Below are 17354 nucleotides of genomic sequence, written 5' to 3'. Positions count from 1 at the left end.
GTTCAGGTAATGCTGTTCGGCTTATGCCGCGCATTCCTGTAATTCGGTTTCAATTTTTGGTTCGTAAAAGGCGCGAATGGCATCTTTTACCTGTACCGGATCATCTAGCACATTAACGGTGCGGCGAAATTCCGTCGCGTCACGCAAACCATTGCAATACCACCCCAAATGCTTGCGCGCGATCCGGTATCCCGGCACGTGTCCATGATGGTCAATAATAGCGTCATAATGAGCCAAAATGGTTTCAAGTTGCTGTTCCAGTGATGGCGCAGGCAGCTTTGATCCGGTTTTAAGATAATGTGACACCTGTTTTAAAAACCACGGTCGCCCTTGTGCGCCACGGCCTATCATAACCCCATCGGCACCGGACCGGCGCAAAAGCTCGGCGGCATCTTCTTCACTTTGAATATCACCATTGCCAATTACCGGAATACGCACAGCCGATTTCACATCACCAATCGCATCCCAATCGGCCTGCCCCTTATAGAACTGGCATCGTGTGCGGCCGTGTATCGTCAGCATTTGAATGCCCAGATCCTCGGCTATCCTGCCTAATCGTGGTGCGTTACGATCATCATCGTCCCAACCAAGACGCATTTTAAGCGTAACAGGTACTGTGACCGCCTTAACCGTGGCTTCCATAATGTCAGCGGCCAGCTTTTCCTGGCGCATCAAGGCGGACCCGGCGTAACCTTTGGTCACTTTTTTGGCAGGGCACCCCATATTGATATCAATAATCATGGCACCCCGGGCTTCATTCATCCGGGCGGCTTCGGCCATCTCGTCAGGGTCAGTCCCGGCCAGTTGCACGGAAAGCGGGCTTTCGGCTGCACAATCGCCGTGCATTTTACGCACTTCTTTTTGATGTTGCTGAATGCGGGTCATGGCATCAGACGCAATCATTTCCGACACGACAAGATAATCGCCAAACCGGCGCACCTGTTGACGAAATGGAAGGTCGGTAACACCCGACATCGGTGCCAGAACAACATTTTCCGGCACACTGACAGACCCGATCTGCAACGACATGAAGATATTCCAATTGCCTAAAACTTGGGCAGATTAATGAAACTGAACGCAGAGTGCAACAACTCTAAGCGATACAGTTAAAGGATTGCGGGTTAATGCTGATTTGAAAGGAAAGTTACCCCAACAAATAAACCGTGACAAAACGCACACCGGGAAAAGCAAGCGTTAAAAGAAGCCATGCCCCCAACACGAACCGCACAGCCATTCGCCCGCGCAGACTTGAACGTTCATGAATCCAGATCAACACACAAATGACAGCAAAGCCCAGCAAGGTCAGCAGCATTTTATGATCAACCGTCCACAAGGATGTGCCTTCTACCTGTCGCAAGGCAAAACCGGTTACAATGCCAATAACCAGCACCCATGCCGACCATTTCAAATAACTGACCAGCATCTGCTCACTGTCTCGCAGCGGGGGTAAGCGTCGGCTCCAGCGGGTAGGACGACGATTTTTCAGGGCATTTTCCTGCACGACATAGGCCATTGCCGCAATGGCCGCAATTGTTACCAGTGCATAGGTAACCAGCGACGTTCCAATATGCACCCAAAGCCACGCTGAATATAAGACCTGTTCTTCCACCTGCCCGGGTGCCGCCCCATCAATGGATTCAAACACACCGGCGACGCCACCAAACAACAGCAAATATGCCCCGACATACCCGGCCAGCCGCCAGACCTGCTGGCGGGTATCACAACCTGCCATGCCACCAAATGCAAATAACACCGTCAGTTCGGACCAGTGCAAAGCCGATGAAAACCCGCGTGATTGCACCGCCTCACCCGTCAGGCTTAAAACAGCAATTGTTCCGATAATACCCAGCGCGATAGAGCCATATAACCAAAGGTCACGTTGCGGTTCGCGACGTAAAATCTGGGCTGTCAACGGCAGCAGGGAAAGAATGTGGATGGCAGTGGCGATCATACACGGACGTCCAGAATGGTTACGGGCAATAAAACAGCCAATTTGCCGACTTGGCAAACCCGGCCCGGAAAGATAGCTTGTGGCTCACTTTATACATGTGAGCGCATATCGTTTATGAACAAAAAAATCTCGGTTGTCATCGTTGCTGCCGGTAGCGGTAGCAGATTTGGTGATCCGCTTCCAAAACAATATCATCAGATAGGGAATAAACCCCTTTTACGCCATTGCGTTGAAGCGTTTATGCACATTTGCCCTCCAGGTCAAATTCAGGTGGTCTATAATGTCGACCATCATTTGTATCTTGAGGCCGCCATCGGCGACCTGATACATCATGCAGGCCTATGCCCGGCGGTCAGTGGTGGACATACGCGCCAACAATCAGTTCTAAATGGTTTGCGCGCCCTTAAAAATGGGACACCGGATCATGTTCTGATCCACGACGCCGCCCGCCCTGGCATTGATTCAGAAGTTATCAATCGGGTATTTGCCGCCCTTCTTGATCATGCCGGTGCCATACCGGGTATCCCGGTAGCCGATACGATCAAGCAATGTGACCCGCACGGCAATATCAGCCGGACCATTCCGCGCGAAACCCTTATGCGGGCACAAACCCCACAAGGTTTCAATTTTCAAACTATTCTTGATGCCCATGAACAGTTTGAAGGCCAGGAAATGACCGACGATGCCAGCCTGCTAGAACAGCTTGGCATTCCGGTTAAATGCGTTACGGGAAGCGATCAAAACGATAAAATCACCCGCCAGAACGATTTATCGCGCATGAGCGAACATTTCACCAATAACCAAACCACACTATCGCATCCCCGCCCCGAGCAGGAGACCAGGAATATGCCCGACACGACTTCCGAAGAATTTCGCACTGGGACCGGATTTGACGTACATCGCTTTGCCCCGGGCGATGCCTGCATGTTATGTGGCATTTCGGTGCCCCATAGCGCCCGTCTGGAGGGACATTCGGATGCCGATGTTGGCCTGCACGCTTTAACGGATGCCATTCTTGGTGCCATTGCAGCAGGCGACATCGGCCAGCATTTCCCGCCCAGCGACCCGCAATGGAAAGGGGCCGCATCCGACCAGTTTTTAAAACACGCCGCAAGACTGGTGGCGGGCCGTGGCGGCCGAATTGTAAATGTTGATGTGACGCTGATTTGCGAGCGCCCTAAAATCGGCCCGCATACCGCAGCAATGCGCCAGGCTGTTGCCGATATCCTCGAAATTGACGTCGATAGGGTAAATATCAAGGCAACCACGTCGGAACGATTAGGCTTTACCGGTCGCGAGGAAGGCATTGCCGCACAGGCAAGTGCCAGCATCGCCCTGCCATTCATACTATCGTGATCGCACTTCGGCAGAGTTATAAAAAACAAAAGGCGGGCCCAAGGGTCCGCCTTTATGCATTACGCTAAAACACTTATAATATCAGGCTTCTGCACCGTCTTCTTCAGGCAACTGGTATTTCAGAATCACAGGCACCTGAGCAAATCCGAACAGCAAAGTAATTGGCGTAACGCCCCATACCTTGAAAGCGACCCAAAAGTCGGTACTGAAATTACGCCAGACGATTTCGTTGGCAATGGCCAGAGCAATAAAAAACAGGCCCCAGCGCCATGTCAAAATCCGCCAGCCTTCATCCGATGCGCGAAATGCGCTTTCGAGAACAAGTTTCAAAAACAGTTTCCCGGCAACAAGGCCGCCAAACAAAATAGCCGCAAACATCAGATTTACAATTGTCGGCTTGATCTTGATGAACAGGTCATCCTGCAAATACAGCGTCAAACCACCAAACACGATCACAAACACCCCGCCAATCAGCGGCATAACCGGAATGGTTCGATTAATTAAAAAGGACACCGACAACGCGACAATGGTGGCGACAACAAACACAAGTGTTGCGCTCATCAGATCGTGGGTAATTGCGTTTACCGCAAAAAACAGGACCAGCGGGCCCATTTCCAGGACCAGTTTGGTTAAATGATTCATCGTGTCACTTCTTTTGTCAATTTGGCCCCATCCTAGGGGGGCAACCGGTTTAGCGCAACATCCGTCTTCCCGGGTTCCGGCTCACAGGCCGTCACTTTTTATTGTTAGACTGTTAGTTATTGAACCTGGGCCAGCAACCATGCTGCGTAACCATCATTTATGCGCCCTAATGGCAGTTCCATAACACATGGCGTATCATAAGGATGTCTTTCAATGATGAAATCCATCAAACGTTCAGCCGTCCCCTGTCTGGTCTTCAATAGCAATACAGCTTCGTCCCCTTCCTCCACGACACCTTCCCATTCGTAAATGGCTGTCATGACCGGGAATATGTTGCCACATGCCGCCAGTTTCCGACCAACGGCTGACCGGGCAATATCCTTCCCACATTCAATGTCAGGTACGGTAACGTAGAGAATGACTATATCATCGGTTTTTTCGGGCAAACTCGCCATGCCGGTTGCTCCTGTTTCAAATATCAGCGAAACTTTTGTCATAGACGCCAGCAAAGATCGTACGACTTACAATCAAGCGGAACAGGGAAGTTTAACATGCCCTCCTCCAAGGCTGCAAAACCGACCAACAGTCAATATCACTGGCTTCAGCGCGGATTGACCCAACCCGGTGGTAAATTGCCCCTGTTTGATGAAAATGGCCGCCAGATACCTGCTAAAACCGTGCAGGCCTGCATCAGGCATGGCTGGGCTGAGCCATGGTTTGCCAATCCGTTAAAGCCTGATTGGCTGGTGTGTAAACTTACACAGGCCGGATGCAAGATCGCCAAAGGGGACGCACCATAAAGTGTTGCCATTATCCCGGAAAATGAATGATCGTTACATTTGACGGCCAATGTTCCGGTTAATTTGAACATAAAAAAAAACCCGCCCCGAGATCTTGGGCAGGCCATTGATACGTAATGATAGTTCAGAAAGATATTGGTCGGAGCGAGAGGATTCGAACCTCCGACCCCCTGCACCCCATGCAGGTGCGCTACCAGGCTGCGCCACGCTCCGACCGATGTGCACCTTGCGGCGCGGACAGATACATAGCCCTGCCACGCCCAAGACGCAAATGATTTTTATGGATTTTTTTGCACTTTCTCAAGTGCTGTCCGCAAAAGCGATTGAAGACCTTCCAATTCACCCAGAAGGTTCACAAGTGCATCCCGATCAATGCCTGCGTTGGCAGAATCCAAAGCAACATCAGCATTATCAGCCAATGGTGACGTTTCCACGCTCGCAGGACGCTGCTCATCTGTCGGATTATTTTCAACCAACGGAAATGACGACGCCCCTTCAGGCAAAGTACCGCCATTTTGTGCAATCAGTTTCTGCACACCTTTAATGGTGTAACCCTGATCATGCAAAAGTGCGCGAATACCTTGCAGGAATTCGATATCATCAGGCCGATAATAACGTCGGCCCCCTGCCCGTTTCATGGGTTTGATTTGTGGAAATTTCTGTTCCCAAAAACGCAAAACGTGTTGCTGCAACCCTAATTCGGTTGCAGCCTCGCTAATTGTCCTGAAAGCAGAGTCAGATTTTATGGTACGGCGATTTTTCGCCGTTTCCCCCAGTTCATTTTTCATTGATCGCGCTTATTCGTAATTATGCGTTAATGCGCGATTTAAGAACCTGTGATGGCCGGAAAACCAACACTTTACGCGGCAATATCGGTACTTCTTCGCCCGTTTTGGGGTTTCGGCCAATCCGTTCCCCCTTGCTGCGGACAGAAAAACTACCGAACGACGATATTTTTACAACTTCATCCCGAATCAACGCACCAGAAATTTCATCAAGAACTGTTTCCAGCAACTGGGCAGATTCGTTACGCGAAAGGCCGACTTCCTGATAGACCGCTTCGGCTAGATCGGCGCGGGTAACCGTTGTTTCCGACATGCAGACCGCCTCCTCATAACAGGGCAATGAACACAAGGTTATAGTTGGTGGCTAAACCAGTCAATATCAATAGGATACACGCGATTGTGGCGGAAAGTTGCACTTTTTAGGCCAAATCATTGATTCTCAATAATTTTTACCAAAATGAACAATTTTTCAAGCTAAAATCAACAAATCTTACCAGCGCACCAGCGACGCGCCCCAGGTGAAACCGCCACCCATTGCTTCCAGAACAACAATATCGCCACGCTTAATACGACCATCATGCACGGCTTCACTTAACGCAAGCGGAATTGACGCCGCCGATGTATTGGCGTGACGATCTACCGTCACCACCACGCGGTCGGGCGAAATACCAAACTTGCGCGCCGTACCATCAAGAATACGCTGATTGGCCTGATGGGGTACCAGCCAGTTAATCTGGTCGGCGGTAATACCTGTATCATCAAGAACTTCGCGAATAACCGATGCAAGGTTGGTAACGGCATGGCGAAAAACTTCGCGGCCTTCCATGCGCAGGTGACCAACCGTTTGCGTTGACGACGGCCCGCCATCAACATGCAGCAATTCATATTTGCTGCCATCTGAATGCAGACGCGACGCCAGAATGCCCTGATCTTCGACAGTGCCGGTCCCTTCGTGGGCCTGTACAATAACAGCACCCGCCCCGTCACCAAACAAAACGCAGGTGCTGCGGTCTTCCCAATCAAGAATACGCGAAAACGTTTCTGCCCCGATAACCAGCACCGTTTTTGCCTGACGGTTGCGGATATACATATCCGCGGTGGTCAGAGCATAAATAAAGCCCGAGCATACCGCCTGCATATCAAAGGCAAAGCCTGTTACCCCCAACCGCTGCTGAATCTTGGTTGCTGTTGCCGGGAACGTGTTATCAGGCGTCGCCGTTGCAACAATAATCATATCGATATCGGCCGCGGTGACATTGGCATGTGCCATAGCCTGCACAGCAGCATGGTATGCAAGATCACTGGTCATTTCGTCTTTGGCGGCAATATGGCGCTGGCGGATACCCGTTCGTGCCACAATCCATTCATCAGTCGTATCTACGCGCCGGGATAATTCTTCATTGGTCAGGACTGTCGAAGGAAGGTAGGAACCGCAACCGATGATGCGTGAACGAACTGTCATGATAAGGAACTGCCAATATAGGAAAGTTTAAACGAAGGGATTATTGTGCGGTGCCTGTTGGCAAAACGTCGGCCTCGTCGGCCTGGGTCTTTGACATTTCCGCCTCGAACGATGCGATTTCTGCCTTTATCGTATCATTCAATCGATTGGCAATCAGATCATGGCAAACACCAATAGCATTGGAAAACCCAAGTGCATCCGTGCCGCCATGGCTTTTGACGGCAATACCATTCAAGCCTAGCAGCATGGCGCCATTATACCGGCGCGGGTCCATCCGTTCCCGAAACCGCTGTAGCGAACGGCGGGCCAACAGATAACCGATCTTGGCCCAAAATGAACTGCGGAACGTTTCACGCAGGAAATGCACCAGCAACCGCGCGGTTCCTTCCGCAGTTTTCAGGGCGACATTGCCGGTAAACCCGTCCGTAACAATAACGTCTACCGTGCCCTTGGCCAGATCATCACCTTCAACGAAACCGGCAAACTGGATCGGCAGGTTAATTTCGCGTAAAATCGACGCGGCCTTTTTTACCGATTCATTGCCCTTGAGTTCCTCAATACCGACATTGAGCAACCCGACTGACGGTTTTTCAATACCAAACAAAACCCGGGCAAAAACTTCGCCCAGCAGGGCAAATTGAACAAGGTTGTCTTCATTGCATTCAATATTGGCGCCCAAATCCAGCATGATGGTTTCACCACGCTGGGTCGGCATATAAGTCGCAATGGCCGGTCGGTCGATGCCGGGCAAGGTTTTCAAAACAAACTTGGCCATTGCCATCAAAGCACCCGTATTTCCGGCCGACACAACCCCCTGTGCCTCGCCTTCCTTAACCGCATTGATAGCCAGCCGCATGCTGGAGTCCCGACGCTGACGCAAAGCCACAGAGGGCTTGTCGTCCATCGTGACTTCCTGGGATGCATGGCGAATTTCGGTTACAGCTGCCAATTCAGGGCAATTGTCCAAAAGCGGTTTGATCCGCGTTTCATCGCCATACATTAAAAATTTTAGATGCGGCATACGTTTAAGCGCGATTTCTGCCCCCGCGACGACCATGTCGGGCGCGTGGTCTCCCCCCATCGCGTCAAGTGAAATGCGAACCTGTTCAGGCAATGTATTCTCTTGTCGTTGTTTTAAACATTTATGCAGGAAAACGTAACCGCCGCGAAACCGGTTTGCGCCGCGGTTCAGCGAGATACGCCCGGAAAGCCCGTAATTACCGGAAATTCCGGTTCGGCACAAGGTAAAGCATAAGAATGCCTAGTTCTTGTTTTCCAGCTTATCTTTAAGACCGGCGAGTTTTGCAAACGGATTTGGCTTTTCTTCGGGCTCTTCTTCCTCGACAAATTCCTCGATATCAACGCCTTCCTTGCGCGGATACGGATCCATCGAAATTGCCAAAAACTGGGCCGCTACTTCACCAAGATCGACAATACCATCCGTAAGGGGTTCTGGCTGATCCAAAAGAGCCATCAGCTCGTCTTCACTTAACCCTTCAAGGTCATCCGCAGTTGATGGCAAGCTGTCTTCACTAACATGGGGTGAATAAAGCACCTCGATCTCGTCATCAACAACTTCAGGAACGGGATCCAGTGTAACCACACACCGCTGTGTAATTTCAGCGTGCAGTGGGCCACGCACTGTTACTTCGCCGTTGCCGGCCAGTTGCACGGTCAGTTTGGCAACCAGTTTTTCAATACTTGCCAGCTCAAACCGGTCAGCCAGGGCTGCCCGCTCTGCTGCACTGGCATCAATTTCAATGGTCGTCTTTTTTGCGGTCAGTTCCTGCACTTTAACAATGCGGGAAAATTCCGGCGTCAGATTATCAGACATAGGTAAGCTCTTTTGTTTTCGGTTTTTACAGTCCGGTCGCATCATATTCATATGGCGGTGCCGGAAAAGAAACTTCACCCCGCATCAACTCGGCATCGCCCAAAGTGGCAAGATGATCGATCGAGGCATAAATATATGACGTCATGGCAGCAATTTGCCCGCTCGTAACATTGGTATCGGCAAACAGGTTACGATCCAGTGCTGCCGCCAGCGTGGATTCCCCGGCACCAACGCCTTCTTCATAGGCAACGATGCGTCCGTGATAGGATTCCGACATTTTGCGAATACGTTTCAGGATTCCAACATCCCCAATTCCCATTTCGCGCATATTCTGATCCAGGTCCGCAAACATCACGTCAAAGACCTGCTGGGCAAGTTCTTTTTGTGCAGGGCTGCTTTTCAATCGGCGAAACAACATAAAGGCATGAACCAAAATCAGGTCAAAACGGCCTTCTTTTGTATCGGCAACGCCCCCTTGCACATAAAAAGCCGGCTGGCGCGCCTGGGTTACCAAAGCCGTATATAATGCAAAGGCCGCATCATGAATTTTGCCTTTTTTTGTTAACCAGCCAAACAACTTACCACTCCTTCGTTGACATTCGCGCCATGGCAAGCAGAATGCCCTAAATTTCCTGGGGCGCTGTGTCCCGTTTATTGCCCGGCAATATCATGCGCCCCGCGCTGAAACTCAAGGCAATTCATTTAAGACGTTAACAAGCGGATCGTTCCGGTGGGTTCAATGCATTCAAGAATAAAGCGCTTCACCTTTATCGTTATCACCGGTTTCACCGCCGCGTGGCTGGCTGCGTGCAGCCCGCAAATTGCCAATCGTGGTAATTTGCCCGAACCAGAAGACCTGGATCAAATTAAAATTGGTCAGTCAACCAAAGGCGATGTGACCGATCTTCTTGGGACCCCCTCAAGCATCGCGACGTTTGACCCGAATGTCTGGCTCTACATCTCGCGTCAGGTTGAAACCCTTGCTTTCTTTAAACCTGACGTCACCAAGCAGGAAGTGGTTGTTATCAGTTTTGATACTGCCAACCGCGTTGATCTGGTCAAACAGTATCATCTTGAAGATGGCAAACCGGTTGAACCAACGGATCGGGTTACGCCGACAGCGGGCCGCGAACTGACGATCCTGCAACAGCTGTTTGGTAACCTTGGCCGCTTTACCGATACCGAAAAATAATCGGCGCGCCCCTACAAAACAGTTTAACTATCCTGATTATGTATTTGAAAAATGGTCGAACCCGCCTTTGGTGAGTTCGGCCATTTTGCCATTCAGGTCCTGCATTAAGATAGTATCGACACGATCGGTAACAGTCCCGATCACGGTTACATCAGCCCCCAGCCGGGCGATTTGCGTAGCCGGACCACACAGCAATAATTCATAATCATCACCGCCAGCCAAAATACTTTGCCAGTTCCCGGAATCCTGCAAAACAGCGGCCCTGGCACTGTCTGACAGCGGTATTAGGTTTTGTTGTAAAATCATCCCAACGCCCGATGCCCCGGCAATTTTACGAATATCACCAGCAAGACCATCTGAAATATCCATTGCGGCCAGGCGTGTTTCCAATGCCGCCGCATTCATGCCAATGTCCAGCCGCGGCTGTGGCACCCAGTAGCGGTCTGTTAAAAAAGCGCGATGCGATCTGTTTTTCAGATCCAGCCTGTTTTGTAATACTGCCAGACCCAAAGCAGAATCGCCCAGCGTTCCGGTTACCGCAACCACGTCACCCGGACGCGCCTGATCACGCTTTAACGCGCTCCCCGGGGCGATTTCGCCCAGTGCCGTTAAACTGAAGAATGTTGGGCCAGGAGTCGATACCGTATCACCGCCCAGCAAATCGACCTGCCAATGAAGGCAGTCTTCGCCAAAAGCCCTGGCAAAGGCGACAATCCATTCTTCGGGAAGATCACGATTATACCCCGCCGCCAGTACAACCCCGACCGGCCGCGCACCCATTGCCGCAAGATCAGACAAATTAACCCGCAAAACCTTGCGCGCAACAGTTGCAGGATCATCTTCGGCACGAAAATGCACATCAGCAACCAGCGCATCGCAAGTTACGACGTTATCGGTCCCTGGTGTCTGACTGAAAATGGCGGCATCATCGGTTAACCCCAACGATGCCGCCGAACGGCTGGCAATAGGCGTAAAATAACGCGCGATCAGTTCAAATTCACCCGACCGCTTTGCCATATCAATCCTTGTTGGCCTCTAGCGGACGCAAAGCTTTGCCAATACGGTCCAGAACCGCATTGACCAGGCGAGGTTCATTTTCATCAAAAAATGAATGGGCCGCATCAACATATTCGGTAATCACGACGCGCATCGGAACATCCTCACGCATCATAAGTTCATAGGTGCCTGCACGCATGATGCTGCGCAAAACGGATTCAAGACGTTTAACCGTCCAGCCTTTTTCCAGGGCCCCGTCTATCAGGCCGTCGATATCAGGCAGGCGATTTTCCACGCCCTGAACCAGATCGGCGAAAAAACCGCGATCAGGATCGATAAGATTTTCGTTTGGCTCGTCAATATCGCGCTGACCCAGGCCATCAAGCCGGAATTCGGAATATTCCTGAACAACACGCCCGGCCGCGACTTGCGACACATCGGCCTGATACAGCGCCTGAATAGCAGCAAAACGGGCAGCACTACGCCGTTGGGCGATTGAAGGTTTGGATTTGTCGGTCATTACTTGTGATGTATTCCAAAATGGTTTTGAACTTCGATCATGCGCAAAACTGCCGTCGCAGCCTCGCCGCCTTTGTTCTTTTCGTCTGCACGCGCGCGCGCAAGCGCCTGGGCTTCATTTTCAACGGTCAAAATGCCATTTCCAATTGCCAGGCAATTATCAAGGCACAACTGCATTAGGGCACGATTGGCTTCGTTGCAAATATGTTCATAATGCGTTGTCTCGCCGCGAATAACACAACCAAGCGCCAAGTATCCATCATAACGCGGCCCGGTTGCGAGTTCGTTCATCGATTGCACTGCATAACGGATGGCAATCGGCACCTCAAAGGCACCACTTACCGACAAACGGTCCCATGTTGCCCCACCCGCTTCAAGCGTGCTGGCAGCCCCTTTGACCAGATCTTCGACGATATGGGTATAATATGGCGCATCAACAATCAGGATGTGCGGGGAACTACTGCTTTTCATTTTACCTCCGAGACGCAAAGCGGACGCTGATCAACCAGATTAAGACCAAATCCGTCAAGCCCTACGATGTGACGTTTGGTGTTTGACAGCAGAATCATGTCTCGCACCCCCAAATCATGCAATATTTGCGCACCAACACCGTAATCGCGCAAGTCCGGTTCGACCGAGTCTGCGTCGCTAACGTCGTCCCTTAGCGCCGAACCATCACCACCGTGATGATCAATAATTCCGGCAACCGCATTTGAAAGGCTGTTGGCCCGTGCTTCGCGAATAAGAACAATAACACCCCTGCCTTCCTCGGCAATGGCATTCATTGCGGCGTGCAGCTCTCCGCCTCGACCGGTTTGGCGGTCCCCCAGGACATCATCAAGCACATTCAAGGCATGAACGCGGGTTAAAACCGGTTTTCCATCGCCAATATCGCCTTTGGTCAGGGCGATATGCTCGGCGTAATTAAGCGTATTGACGAAAAGATGCAAATCAAACGCCCCACCATGAACGCTGTCAATCCGGGTTGTCGCCTTGCATTGAACAACTTTTTCATGCTTACGCCGATAGCGAATCAAATCGGCAATCTGCGCTATTTTCAGATCATGTTTTTTCGCAAATTCCACCAGCTCCGGCAAACGGGCCATTTCGCCTTTGTCATTCATGATCTCGCAAATCACCCCGGACGGGTTTAATCCCGCCAGCCTGGCGATATCGACCGATGCCTCGGTATGTCCCGCACGTACCAGAACACCACCATTACGCGCGCGCAGCGGAAAAACATGCCCCGGCGTCACTATTTCGTGGCGGTCTGCAGCCGGGTCAATCGCAACGGAAATGGTCCGCGCACGATCTGGTGCGGAAATACCCGTGGTAACGCCGGTTTTTGCCTCGATCGAAACGGTAAATGCTGTTTCGTGCCGGGTGCCATTGCTGGCCGTCATCAGGGAAAGCCCCAAATGGTCACACCGGGCAGACTCCAGTGCCAGACAAATCAGACCGCGCCCATGTGTTGCCATAAAATTAATGGCATCCGGGGTCGCCATTTGCGCAGGAATAACAAGGTCACCCTCATTTTCGCGGTCTTGGTCATCAACCAGAATAAACATCCGCCCGTTTCGGGCTTCTTCAATAACGTCCTCAATCGGTGACAAATAACGATGCGGCATTTTGATCAGTCCTTTCCGACCATGCGTGCGACATAACGTGCCAGCATATCGATTTCAAAATTGAACCGATCACCAATTTTGCGTCCGCCCAGCGTCGTATTGTTCCGGGTATGCGAAATCACGTTAATGCCGAACGAATTGCCGTTTACCTCGTTAACCGTTAGCGACACCCCATCAAGTGTAATGGAACCTTTACGTGCCACATAGCGCCCAAACTCTTCAGGCAGCTCAAATGTCATGCGCATCGAATCACCTTCGGGATGCATGGCCGTCAGAATGGCGACACCATCCACATGTCCCGAAACAATATGGCCACCCAGTTCGTCACCCATGCGCAAGGATTGCTCAAGATTAAGCCGTCCGCCAACAACCAGATCACCAAGGGTGGTTAACGACAGACTTTCCGCCGATGCCTCGATGGCAAACCAGCCCGCATCTTTTTCCACAACGGTCATACAGGCACCATTGCACGCAATTGAAGCCCCAAGGTCAATTTTGGCCGTATCAAAGGCTGTATTGAACTCAAACCGCGTATCGCCACGTTTTTCAATTTTTCGAACCGTACCGATATCTGTGATGATACCTGTGAACATTATGATTTATCCGTTATTTTTTCATAGCTTATCATTAAATCCTGACCGACATTCTCAACACGGTGACGCGAAAACCGATACATCTGCGTCAGGTCTTGCAAATGCATGTCGCCAACAATTCCCTTACCATCAGCGCCGATAATACCAGGTGCCTGAAAATGTACGACACGGTCTACCACCTGTTTTTGCAAAAGTGCGGCAGCAAGTCTGCCACCACTCTCGACAAGAACACGGGTAAGTCCTTGTTCAGCCAGAATATGCAATACGTTATGTAGGTCGAAATGCCCGTCTATGCATCGGGCCGAGAGCACTTTTACCGCTGTTTTTGAAAAAACTTCTCGGGCTTTTGCCAGGTATTGCAGGTCGACAACCACCCAGGTCGGGGTTTCGTCGGCGGTTTGGGCCAAAATACATTCGGCAGAAACTTTCGCCTGACGATCAAGCACAATACGAACGGGCGAACTATTCTGCCGACCGGCAATCCTGCATCGCAGGTCGGGGTTGTCGGCAATCGCCGTATCTGCGCCGATCATGATCGCATCATGATTAGCGCGAAACCAGTGGCCTTGCTGCCGCGCCCTGCTCCCGGTAATCCATTGGCTTTTACCATTGGCAAGGCTCGACCTGCCATCAAGGCTTCCCGCCAGTTTCAACGTAATCAAAGGCCGATCATGCATGATCCGCGATAAAAAACCGGCATTGTGATAACGCGCAGCTTCGGCCATCAAACCGGTATCAACACTTATTCCGGCGTCTTGCAACATTTGATGCCCACGGCCAGAAACCCGCGGGTCGGGATCCTCAAGGGCACTGACAACACGGGAAACACCACCCTCAATCAACCCGAGAACACACGGAGGAGATTTGCCAAAATGACTACAGGGTTCAAGTGTGACATACGCCGTGGCGCCTGCCGCGTTCGTCCCGGCCTGATCCAGTGCCACCCTTTCTGCGTGCGGGCGGCCACCAGGCTTGGTCCAGCCACGCCCAACAATGTTGCCACTTTTTGAAACCAGCACACAGCCAACAGCAGGATTGGGCCATACATTTCCCAGCCCCCGGCGAGACAGACTTAGGGCGACCCGCATAAAATGCCGGTCATCATCGCTAAAGCTTGAACCCGCCATGGTCATTTATCCGAAGAATCGTCACTATCTTGCATGTTTTCAACGAATTCCTCGAAGTCACGAGCTTCGCAGAAATCCTTATAAACAGAAGCATACCGCACATAGGCAACCTGATCGAGGGCATGAAGCGCCTCCATCACGATTTCACCGATGGTGTCGGTGGTAATATCGCTTTCACCACTGCTTTCCAAACGGCGTTGAATACCGTTCAGGGCTTTTTCCACCCGTTCATCTTCAATCGGCCGTTTGCGACACGCCAGAAAAATAGACCGTGCCAGCTTGTCCCGATCAAACAATTCGCGCTGCCCGTCTTTTTTCACCACCATCAATTCCCGCAATTGAACGCGTTCAAACGTGGTAAATCGCGATCCACAGGCCGGGCAAAACCGACGCCGGCGAATGGCGTGATTTTCCTCGGTCGGACGAGAATCCTTTACCTGGGTATCGTCGTGACTACAAAACGGGCAGCGCATTATCTATTCTCGCTATATTTCAGAGAAATCAGCTGTAGATCGGGAATTTGTTGCACAAATCCTGAACCTGGGCCCGAACCGATGCTTCGACTTCTGCATTGCCTTCCGGCTGGTCCACCAGCGCATCAAGAACATCTGCAATCAGTTTGCCGATCAGCTTGAATTCTTCAACACCGAAGCCACGGGTGGTTCCGGCCGGGGTGCCCAGACGAATACCTGACGTAACAGTCGGCTTTTCAGTATCAAACGGGATGCCGTTTTTGTTACACGTAATCCCTGCCCGTTCCAGCGCGACATCCGCCACATTGCCCTTTAGGCTTTTGGGGCGCAGGTCAACCAGCATCAGGTGTGTATCGGTACCATTGGTAACGATGTTAAAGCCACGGGACTGCAAAACGTCAGCCAGTGCGCGGGCATTATCAATAACCTGCTGTGCATATGCCTTGAATTCAGGGCGCAATGCTTCACCAAATGCAACGGCCTTGGCAGCAATAACGTGCATCAAAGGGCCGCCCTGCAAACCAGGAAAAACAGCCGAATTGATTTTTTTACCAATTTCAAGATTGTTCGACAGGATCATACCACCACGAGGACCACGCAGGGTTTTGTGCGTTGTCGTCGTAACAATGTCAGCATAAGGCAGCGGGCTTGGATGCACGCCACCGGCAACCAGCCCCGCAAAATGCGCCATATCCACCATCAGATAAGCACCGACCTTGTCGGCAATTTCACGAAAACGCTTAAAATCAATCTGGCGCGGAATGGCAGAACCACCGGCAATGATCAGCTTTGGGTTATGTTCAACGGCAAGCGCTTCCACATCGTCATAATCGATCAGGTAATCCTGTTCGCGCACACCATACTGGATGGCATTAAACCATTTGCCCGACAATGCCGGCCGTGCGCCGTGGGTCAAGTGGCCACCCGCATCAAGCGACATGCCCAACACGGTATCACCAGGCTGCAACAATGCCAGCATTACAGCACCATTTGCCTGCGCGCCCGAATGGGGCTGCACATTGACATATTCGCAACCAAACAGTTCCTTGGCGCGGTTAATGGCCAGTTCTTCGGCAACATCTACAAATTCGCAACCACCGTAATAACGGCGTGAAGGATAACCTTCGGCGTATTTGTTGGTCAGAACAGAACCCTGGGCTTCCATGACGGCTTTGGAAACAATGTTTTCCGACGCAATCAGTTCGATCTGGTTTTTCTGACGGTCCAGTTCATCAGAAATGGACTTGAACAGTGCCGGGTCCGCGTCAGCAAGACCGGTAGAAAAAAAGCCGCTAAAAGACATTCGAAAGCCTTTCGATAAAACGGGAAATAAAAGAGCCCGAAAGCCCTGGTTCGTGCCATGAGGCAAATTGAATTATTGCGGTGCCGAAAGCTTGTCGATGCGCCCCTGATGACGCCCACCTTCAAATTCGGTCGAAACAAATGCATCGACACAATCCTGAGCCGTCGCAACACCTAAAAGGCGTGCGCCAAGGCACAGAACGTTAGCATTGTTATGCTGACGGCAAAGCTGGGTAGACAGACGGTCATGTACTAGCGCTGCACGAATTTCCGGATAACGGTTAGCCGCAATGCTCATGCCAATGCCCGATCCGCAAACGAGAATGCCGCTTTCTGCCTTGCCATCAATAATGGTTTTGCATACAGCATAGGCAAAATCCGGGTAATCGACAGACGACGCGCCATCCGTGCCAAGGTCAAGCACGTTATATCCCTGATCCGACAGTTGTTTAACGATTAGTGCTTTAAGGTCAATACCGCCATGATCGGCAGCAATCGCAATGGTTTTGGCCGACATTTTTTGCGCCCTTTTCAAACAGCAAGGAAATTTGAGCGCCTTTTAGCACATCACTATCGCTGTGCCAACGCGCAGTCGCACCTGCCTTGCGAGTTCTGCCATGCAACGCACGCTGCCCTCAATCTCTACTATGACGATCATACAACAACGACAATATCTGAAATAGTTAATCAACAT

At 51.2% G+C, this 17354-nt stretch carries 22 protein-coding genes and 1 tRNA gene; 3 read left to right on the top strand and 20 right to left on the bottom strand.

From position 1 onward, the window contains the following. Window positions 1-21: 21 nt before the first annotated feature. Together dusB and J4E05_RS01255 are read right to left on the bottom strand one after the other, a co-directional pair. On the bottom strand, window positions 22-1029 hold the full coding sequence (dusB, locus tag J4E05_RS01260) for a tRNA dihydrouridine synthase DusB (protein WP_349591810.1): 1008 nt from the start codon (window positions 1027-1029) through the stop codon (window positions 22-24). 115 nt (window positions 1030-1144) lie between these two features. Then, window positions 1145-1951 carry a cytochrome C assembly family protein gene (locus tag J4E05_RS01255; protein ID WP_085592257.1) on the bottom strand — a complete coding sequence of 269 codons (807 nt, stop codon included), beginning with the start codon at window positions 1949-1951 and terminating at the stop codon, window positions 1145-1147. Between the two features lie 114 nt (window positions 1952-2065). Between J4E05_RS01255 and J4E05_RS01250 the strand changes: the two genes are divergently transcribed. Next, window positions 2066-3307, top strand: a complete 1242-nt coding sequence (locus J4E05_RS01250) for a bifunctional 2-C-methyl-D-erythritol 4-phosphate cytidylyltransferase/2-C-methyl-D-erythritol 2,4-cyclodiphosphate synthase (protein WP_349591808.1) — start codon at window positions 2066-2068, stop codon at window positions 3305-3307. An 81-nt stretch (window positions 3308-3388) separates the two neighbouring features. On the opposite strand, the gene J4E05_RS01245 is transcribed toward J4E05_RS01250, so the two are convergent. Both J4E05_RS01245 and cutA read right to left on the bottom strand, forming a co-directional pair. Beyond that, on the bottom strand, window positions 3389-3949 hold the full coding sequence (locus J4E05_RS01245) for a septation protein A (protein WP_085592259.1): 561 nt from the start codon (window positions 3947-3949) through the stop codon (window positions 3389-3391). A 116-nt stretch (window positions 3950-4065) separates the two neighbouring features. Further along, window positions 4066-4446 (bottom strand): divalent-cation tolerance protein CutA, encoded by a 381-nt coding sequence (cutA, locus tag J4E05_RS01240; protein ID WP_349591806.1) that lies wholly within the window; start codon window positions 4444-4446, stop codon window positions 4066-4068. 54 nt (window positions 4447-4500) lie between these two features. On the opposite strand from cutA, the gene J4E05_RS01235 reads away from it, so the two are divergent. Further along, window positions 4501-4749, top strand: coding sequence for a hypothetical protein (locus J4E05_RS01235; RefSeq protein WP_349591804.1), 249 nt, complete (start codon window positions 4501-4503; stop codon window positions 4747-4749). Between the two features lie 136 nt (window positions 4750-4885). Here J4E05_RS01235 and J4E05_RS01230 read toward each other — a convergent pair. The 7 genes from J4E05_RS01230 to J4E05_RS01200 form a co-directional block, all read right to left on the bottom strand. Beyond that, window positions 4886-4962 (bottom strand) — tRNA-Pro (locus J4E05_RS01230). A 65-nt stretch (window positions 4963-5027) separates the two neighbouring features. Continuing rightward, entirely contained in the window at window positions 5028-5537 is a 510-nt protein-coding gene (locus J4E05_RS01225; protein WP_349591803.1) for a MerR family transcriptional regulator, read from the bottom strand. A 19-nt stretch (window positions 5538-5556) separates the two neighbouring features. Next, window positions 5557-5847: an integration host factor subunit alpha gene (locus tag J4E05_RS01220; RefSeq protein WP_085583110.1), complete on the bottom strand. Its 291-nt coding sequence runs from the start codon at window positions 5845-5847 to the stop codon at window positions 5557-5559. A 177-nt stretch (window positions 5848-6024) separates the two neighbouring features. Continuing rightward, complete coding sequence (locus tag J4E05_RS01215) at window positions 6025-6996, bottom strand: beta-ketoacyl-ACP synthase III (RefSeq protein WP_349591800.1); 972 nt, start codon at window positions 6994-6996, stop codon at window positions 6025-6027. Window positions 6997-7036: 40 nt separating this feature from the next. Next, window positions 7037-8110 carry a phosphate acyltransferase PlsX gene (plsX, locus tag J4E05_RS01210; RefSeq protein WP_085592313.1) on the bottom strand — a complete coding sequence of 358 codons (1074 nt, stop codon included), beginning with the start codon at window positions 8108-8110 and terminating at the stop codon, window positions 7037-7039. A gap of 147 nt (window positions 8111-8257) precedes the next feature. Beyond that, the gene (locus tag J4E05_RS01205; RefSeq protein WP_349591798.1) at window positions 8258-8830 is read right to left on the bottom strand and encodes a YceD family protein; all 573 of its coding nucleotides are present in this window, start codon (window positions 8828-8830) and stop codon (window positions 8258-8260) included. Window positions 8831-8855: 25 nt separating this feature from the next. Next, window positions 8856-9407: a ubiquinol-cytochrome C chaperone family protein gene (locus J4E05_RS01200; RefSeq protein ID WP_085592268.1), complete on the bottom strand. Its 552-nt coding sequence runs from the start codon at window positions 9405-9407 to the stop codon at window positions 8856-8858. Between the two features lie 162 nt (window positions 9408-9569). Here J4E05_RS01200 and J4E05_RS01195 point away from each other — a divergent pair, with 162 nt between their 5' ends. After that, window positions 9570-10022 (top strand): outer membrane protein assembly factor BamE, encoded by a 453-nt coding sequence (locus tag J4E05_RS01195; protein ID WP_085592270.1) that lies wholly within the window; start codon window positions 9570-9572, stop codon window positions 10020-10022. Between the two features lie 36 nt (window positions 10023-10058). On the opposite strand, the gene thiL is transcribed toward J4E05_RS01195, so the two are convergent. From thiL to rpiB, 9 genes are all read right to left on the bottom strand, one after another. Beyond that, window positions 10059-11039 (bottom strand): thiamine-phosphate kinase, encoded by a 981-nt coding sequence (gene thiL, locus J4E05_RS01190; protein WP_349591795.1) that lies wholly within the window; start codon window positions 11037-11039, stop codon window positions 10059-10061. Between the two features lies 1 nt (window position 11040). Next, window positions 11041-11538 (bottom strand): transcription antitermination factor NusB, encoded by a 498-nt coding sequence (nusB, locus tag J4E05_RS01185; protein ID WP_085592274.1) that lies wholly within the window; start codon window positions 11536-11538, stop codon window positions 11041-11043. Further along, window positions 11538-12008 carry a 6,7-dimethyl-8-ribityllumazine synthase gene (gene ribH / locus J4E05_RS01180; RefSeq protein ID WP_085592276.1) on the bottom strand — a complete coding sequence of 157 codons (471 nt, stop codon included), beginning with the start codon at window positions 12006-12008 and terminating at the stop codon, window positions 11538-11540. Before ribH ends, nusB begins: the two co-directional genes overlap by 1 nt. Continuing rightward, window positions 12005-13165: a 3,4-dihydroxy-2-butanone-4-phosphate synthase gene (gene ribB / locus J4E05_RS01175; protein ID WP_349591793.1), complete on the bottom strand. Its 1161-nt coding sequence runs from the start codon at window positions 13163-13165 to the stop codon at window positions 12005-12007. Before ribB ends, ribH begins: the two co-directional genes overlap by 4 nt. Window positions 13166-13170: 5 nt before the next feature. Next, window positions 13171-13758, bottom strand: a complete 588-nt coding sequence (locus tag J4E05_RS01170; RefSeq protein ID WP_139835598.1) for a riboflavin synthase — start codon at window positions 13756-13758, stop codon at window positions 13171-13173. Next, window positions 13758-14885: a bifunctional diaminohydroxyphosphoribosylaminopyrimidine deaminase/5-amino-6-(5-phosphoribosylamino)uracil reductase RibD gene (gene ribD / locus J4E05_RS01165; RefSeq protein WP_349591791.1), complete on the bottom strand. Its 1128-nt coding sequence runs from the start codon at window positions 14883-14885 to the stop codon at window positions 13758-13760. Before ribD ends, J4E05_RS01170 begins: the two co-directional genes overlap by 1 nt. A gap of 2 nt (window positions 14886-14887) precedes the next feature. Continuing rightward, window positions 14888-15358, bottom strand: a complete 471-nt coding sequence (nrdR, locus tag J4E05_RS01160; RefSeq protein ID WP_085592280.1) for a transcriptional regulator NrdR — start codon at window positions 15356-15358, stop codon at window positions 14888-14890. Between the two features lie 28 nt (window positions 15359-15386). Continuing rightward, window positions 15387-16661: a serine hydroxymethyltransferase gene (gene glyA, locus J4E05_RS01155; RefSeq protein ID WP_085592282.1), complete on the bottom strand. Its 1275-nt coding sequence runs from the start codon at window positions 16659-16661 to the stop codon at window positions 15387-15389. Between the two features lie 72 nt (window positions 16662-16733). Further along, window positions 16734-17177 carry a ribose 5-phosphate isomerase B gene (gene rpiB / locus J4E05_RS01150; protein WP_349591788.1) on the bottom strand — a complete coding sequence of 148 codons (444 nt, stop codon included), beginning with the start codon at window positions 17175-17177 and terminating at the stop codon, window positions 16734-16736. Window positions 17178-17354: the final 177 nt, after the last annotated feature.

It is taken from the genome of Thalassospira sp. NFXS8 (assembly GCF_040148805.1).
Taxonomy (GTDB): Bacteria; Pseudomonadota; Alphaproteobacteria; order Rhodospirillales; family Thalassospiraceae; genus Thalassospira.
The sequence above is the reverse complement of the archived record's forward strand: the minus strand, read 5'-3'. Positions and strand labels throughout refer to the sequence as shown.

What these genes read in the sequence shown, in the direction of transcription:
- J4E05_RS01220 (WP_085583110.1), bottom strand. Translation starts at nt 5,847, where the DNA reads ATGTCGGAAACAACGGTTACCCGCGCCGATCTAGCCGAAGCGGTCTAT.
- J4E05_RS01255 (WP_085592257.1), bottom strand. Translation starts at nt 1,951, where the DNA reads ATGATCGCCACTGCCATCCACATTCTTTCCCTGCTGCCGTTGACAGCC.
- J4E05_RS01225 (WP_349591803.1), bottom strand. Translation starts at nt 5,537, where the DNA reads ATGAAAAATGAACTGGGGGAAACGGCGAAAAATCGCCGTACCATAAAA.
- cutA (WP_349591806.1), bottom strand. Translation starts at nt 4,446, where the DNA reads ATGACAAAAGTTTCGCTGATATTTGAAACAGGAGCAACCGGCATGGCG.
- thiL (WP_349591795.1), bottom strand. Translation starts at nt 11,039, where the DNA reads ATGGCAAAGCGGTCGGGTGAATTTGAACTGATCGCGCGTTATTTTACG.
- ribB (WP_349591793.1), bottom strand. Translation starts at nt 13,165, where the DNA reads ATGCCGCATCGTTATTTGTCACCGATTGAGGACGTTATTGAAGAAGCC.
- nrdR (WP_085592280.1), bottom strand. Translation starts at nt 15,358, where the DNA reads ATGCGCTGCCCGTTTTGTAGTCACGACGATACCCAGGTAAAGGATTCT.
- glyA (WP_085592282.1), bottom strand. Translation starts at nt 16,661, where the DNA reads ATGTCTTTTAGCGGCTTTTTTTCTACCGGTCTTGCTGACGCGGACCCG.
- nusB (WP_085592274.1), bottom strand. Translation starts at nt 11,538, where the DNA reads ATGACCGACAAATCCAAACCTTCAATCGCCCAACGGCGTAGTGCTGCC.
- J4E05_RS01170 (WP_139835598.1), bottom strand. Translation starts at nt 13,758, where the DNA reads ATGTTCACAGGTATCATCACAGATATCGGTACGGTTCGAAAAATTGAA.
- J4E05_RS01195 (WP_085592270.1), top strand. Translation starts at nt 9,570, where the DNA reads ATGCATTCAAGAATAAAGCGCTTCACCTTTATCGTTATCACCGGTTTC.
- dusB (WP_349591810.1), bottom strand. Translation starts at nt 1,029, where the DNA reads ATGTCGTTGCAGATCGGGTCTGTCAGTGTGCCGGAAAATGTTGTTCTG.
- J4E05_RS01205 (WP_349591798.1), bottom strand. Translation starts at nt 8,830, where the DNA reads ATGTCTGATAATCTGACGCCGGAATTTTCCCGCATTGTTAAAGTGCAG.
- J4E05_RS01235 (WP_349591804.1), top strand. Translation starts at nt 4,501, where the DNA reads ATGCCCTCCTCCAAGGCTGCAAAACCGACCAACAGTCAATATCACTGG.
- J4E05_RS01215 (WP_349591800.1), bottom strand. Translation starts at nt 6,996, where the DNA reads ATGACAGTTCGTTCACGCATCATCGGTTGCGGTTCCTACCTTCCTTCG.
- J4E05_RS01250 (WP_349591808.1), top strand. Translation starts at nt 2,066, where the DNA reads ATGAACAAAAAAATCTCGGTTGTCATCGTTGCTGCCGGTAGCGGTAGC.
- J4E05_RS01245 (WP_085592259.1), bottom strand. Translation starts at nt 3,949, where the DNA reads ATGAATCATTTAACCAAACTGGTCCTGGAAATGGGCCCGCTGGTCCTG.
- ribD (WP_349591791.1), bottom strand. Translation starts at nt 14,885, where the DNA reads ATGGCGGGTTCAAGCTTTAGCGATGATGACCGGCATTTTATGCGGGTC.
- rpiB (WP_349591788.1), bottom strand. Translation starts at nt 17,177, where the DNA reads ATGTCGGCCAAAACCATTGCGATTGCTGCCGATCATGGCGGTATTGAC.
- ribH (WP_085592276.1), bottom strand. Translation starts at nt 12,008, where the DNA reads ATGAAAAGCAGTAGTTCCCCGCACATCCTGATTGTTGATGCGCCATAT.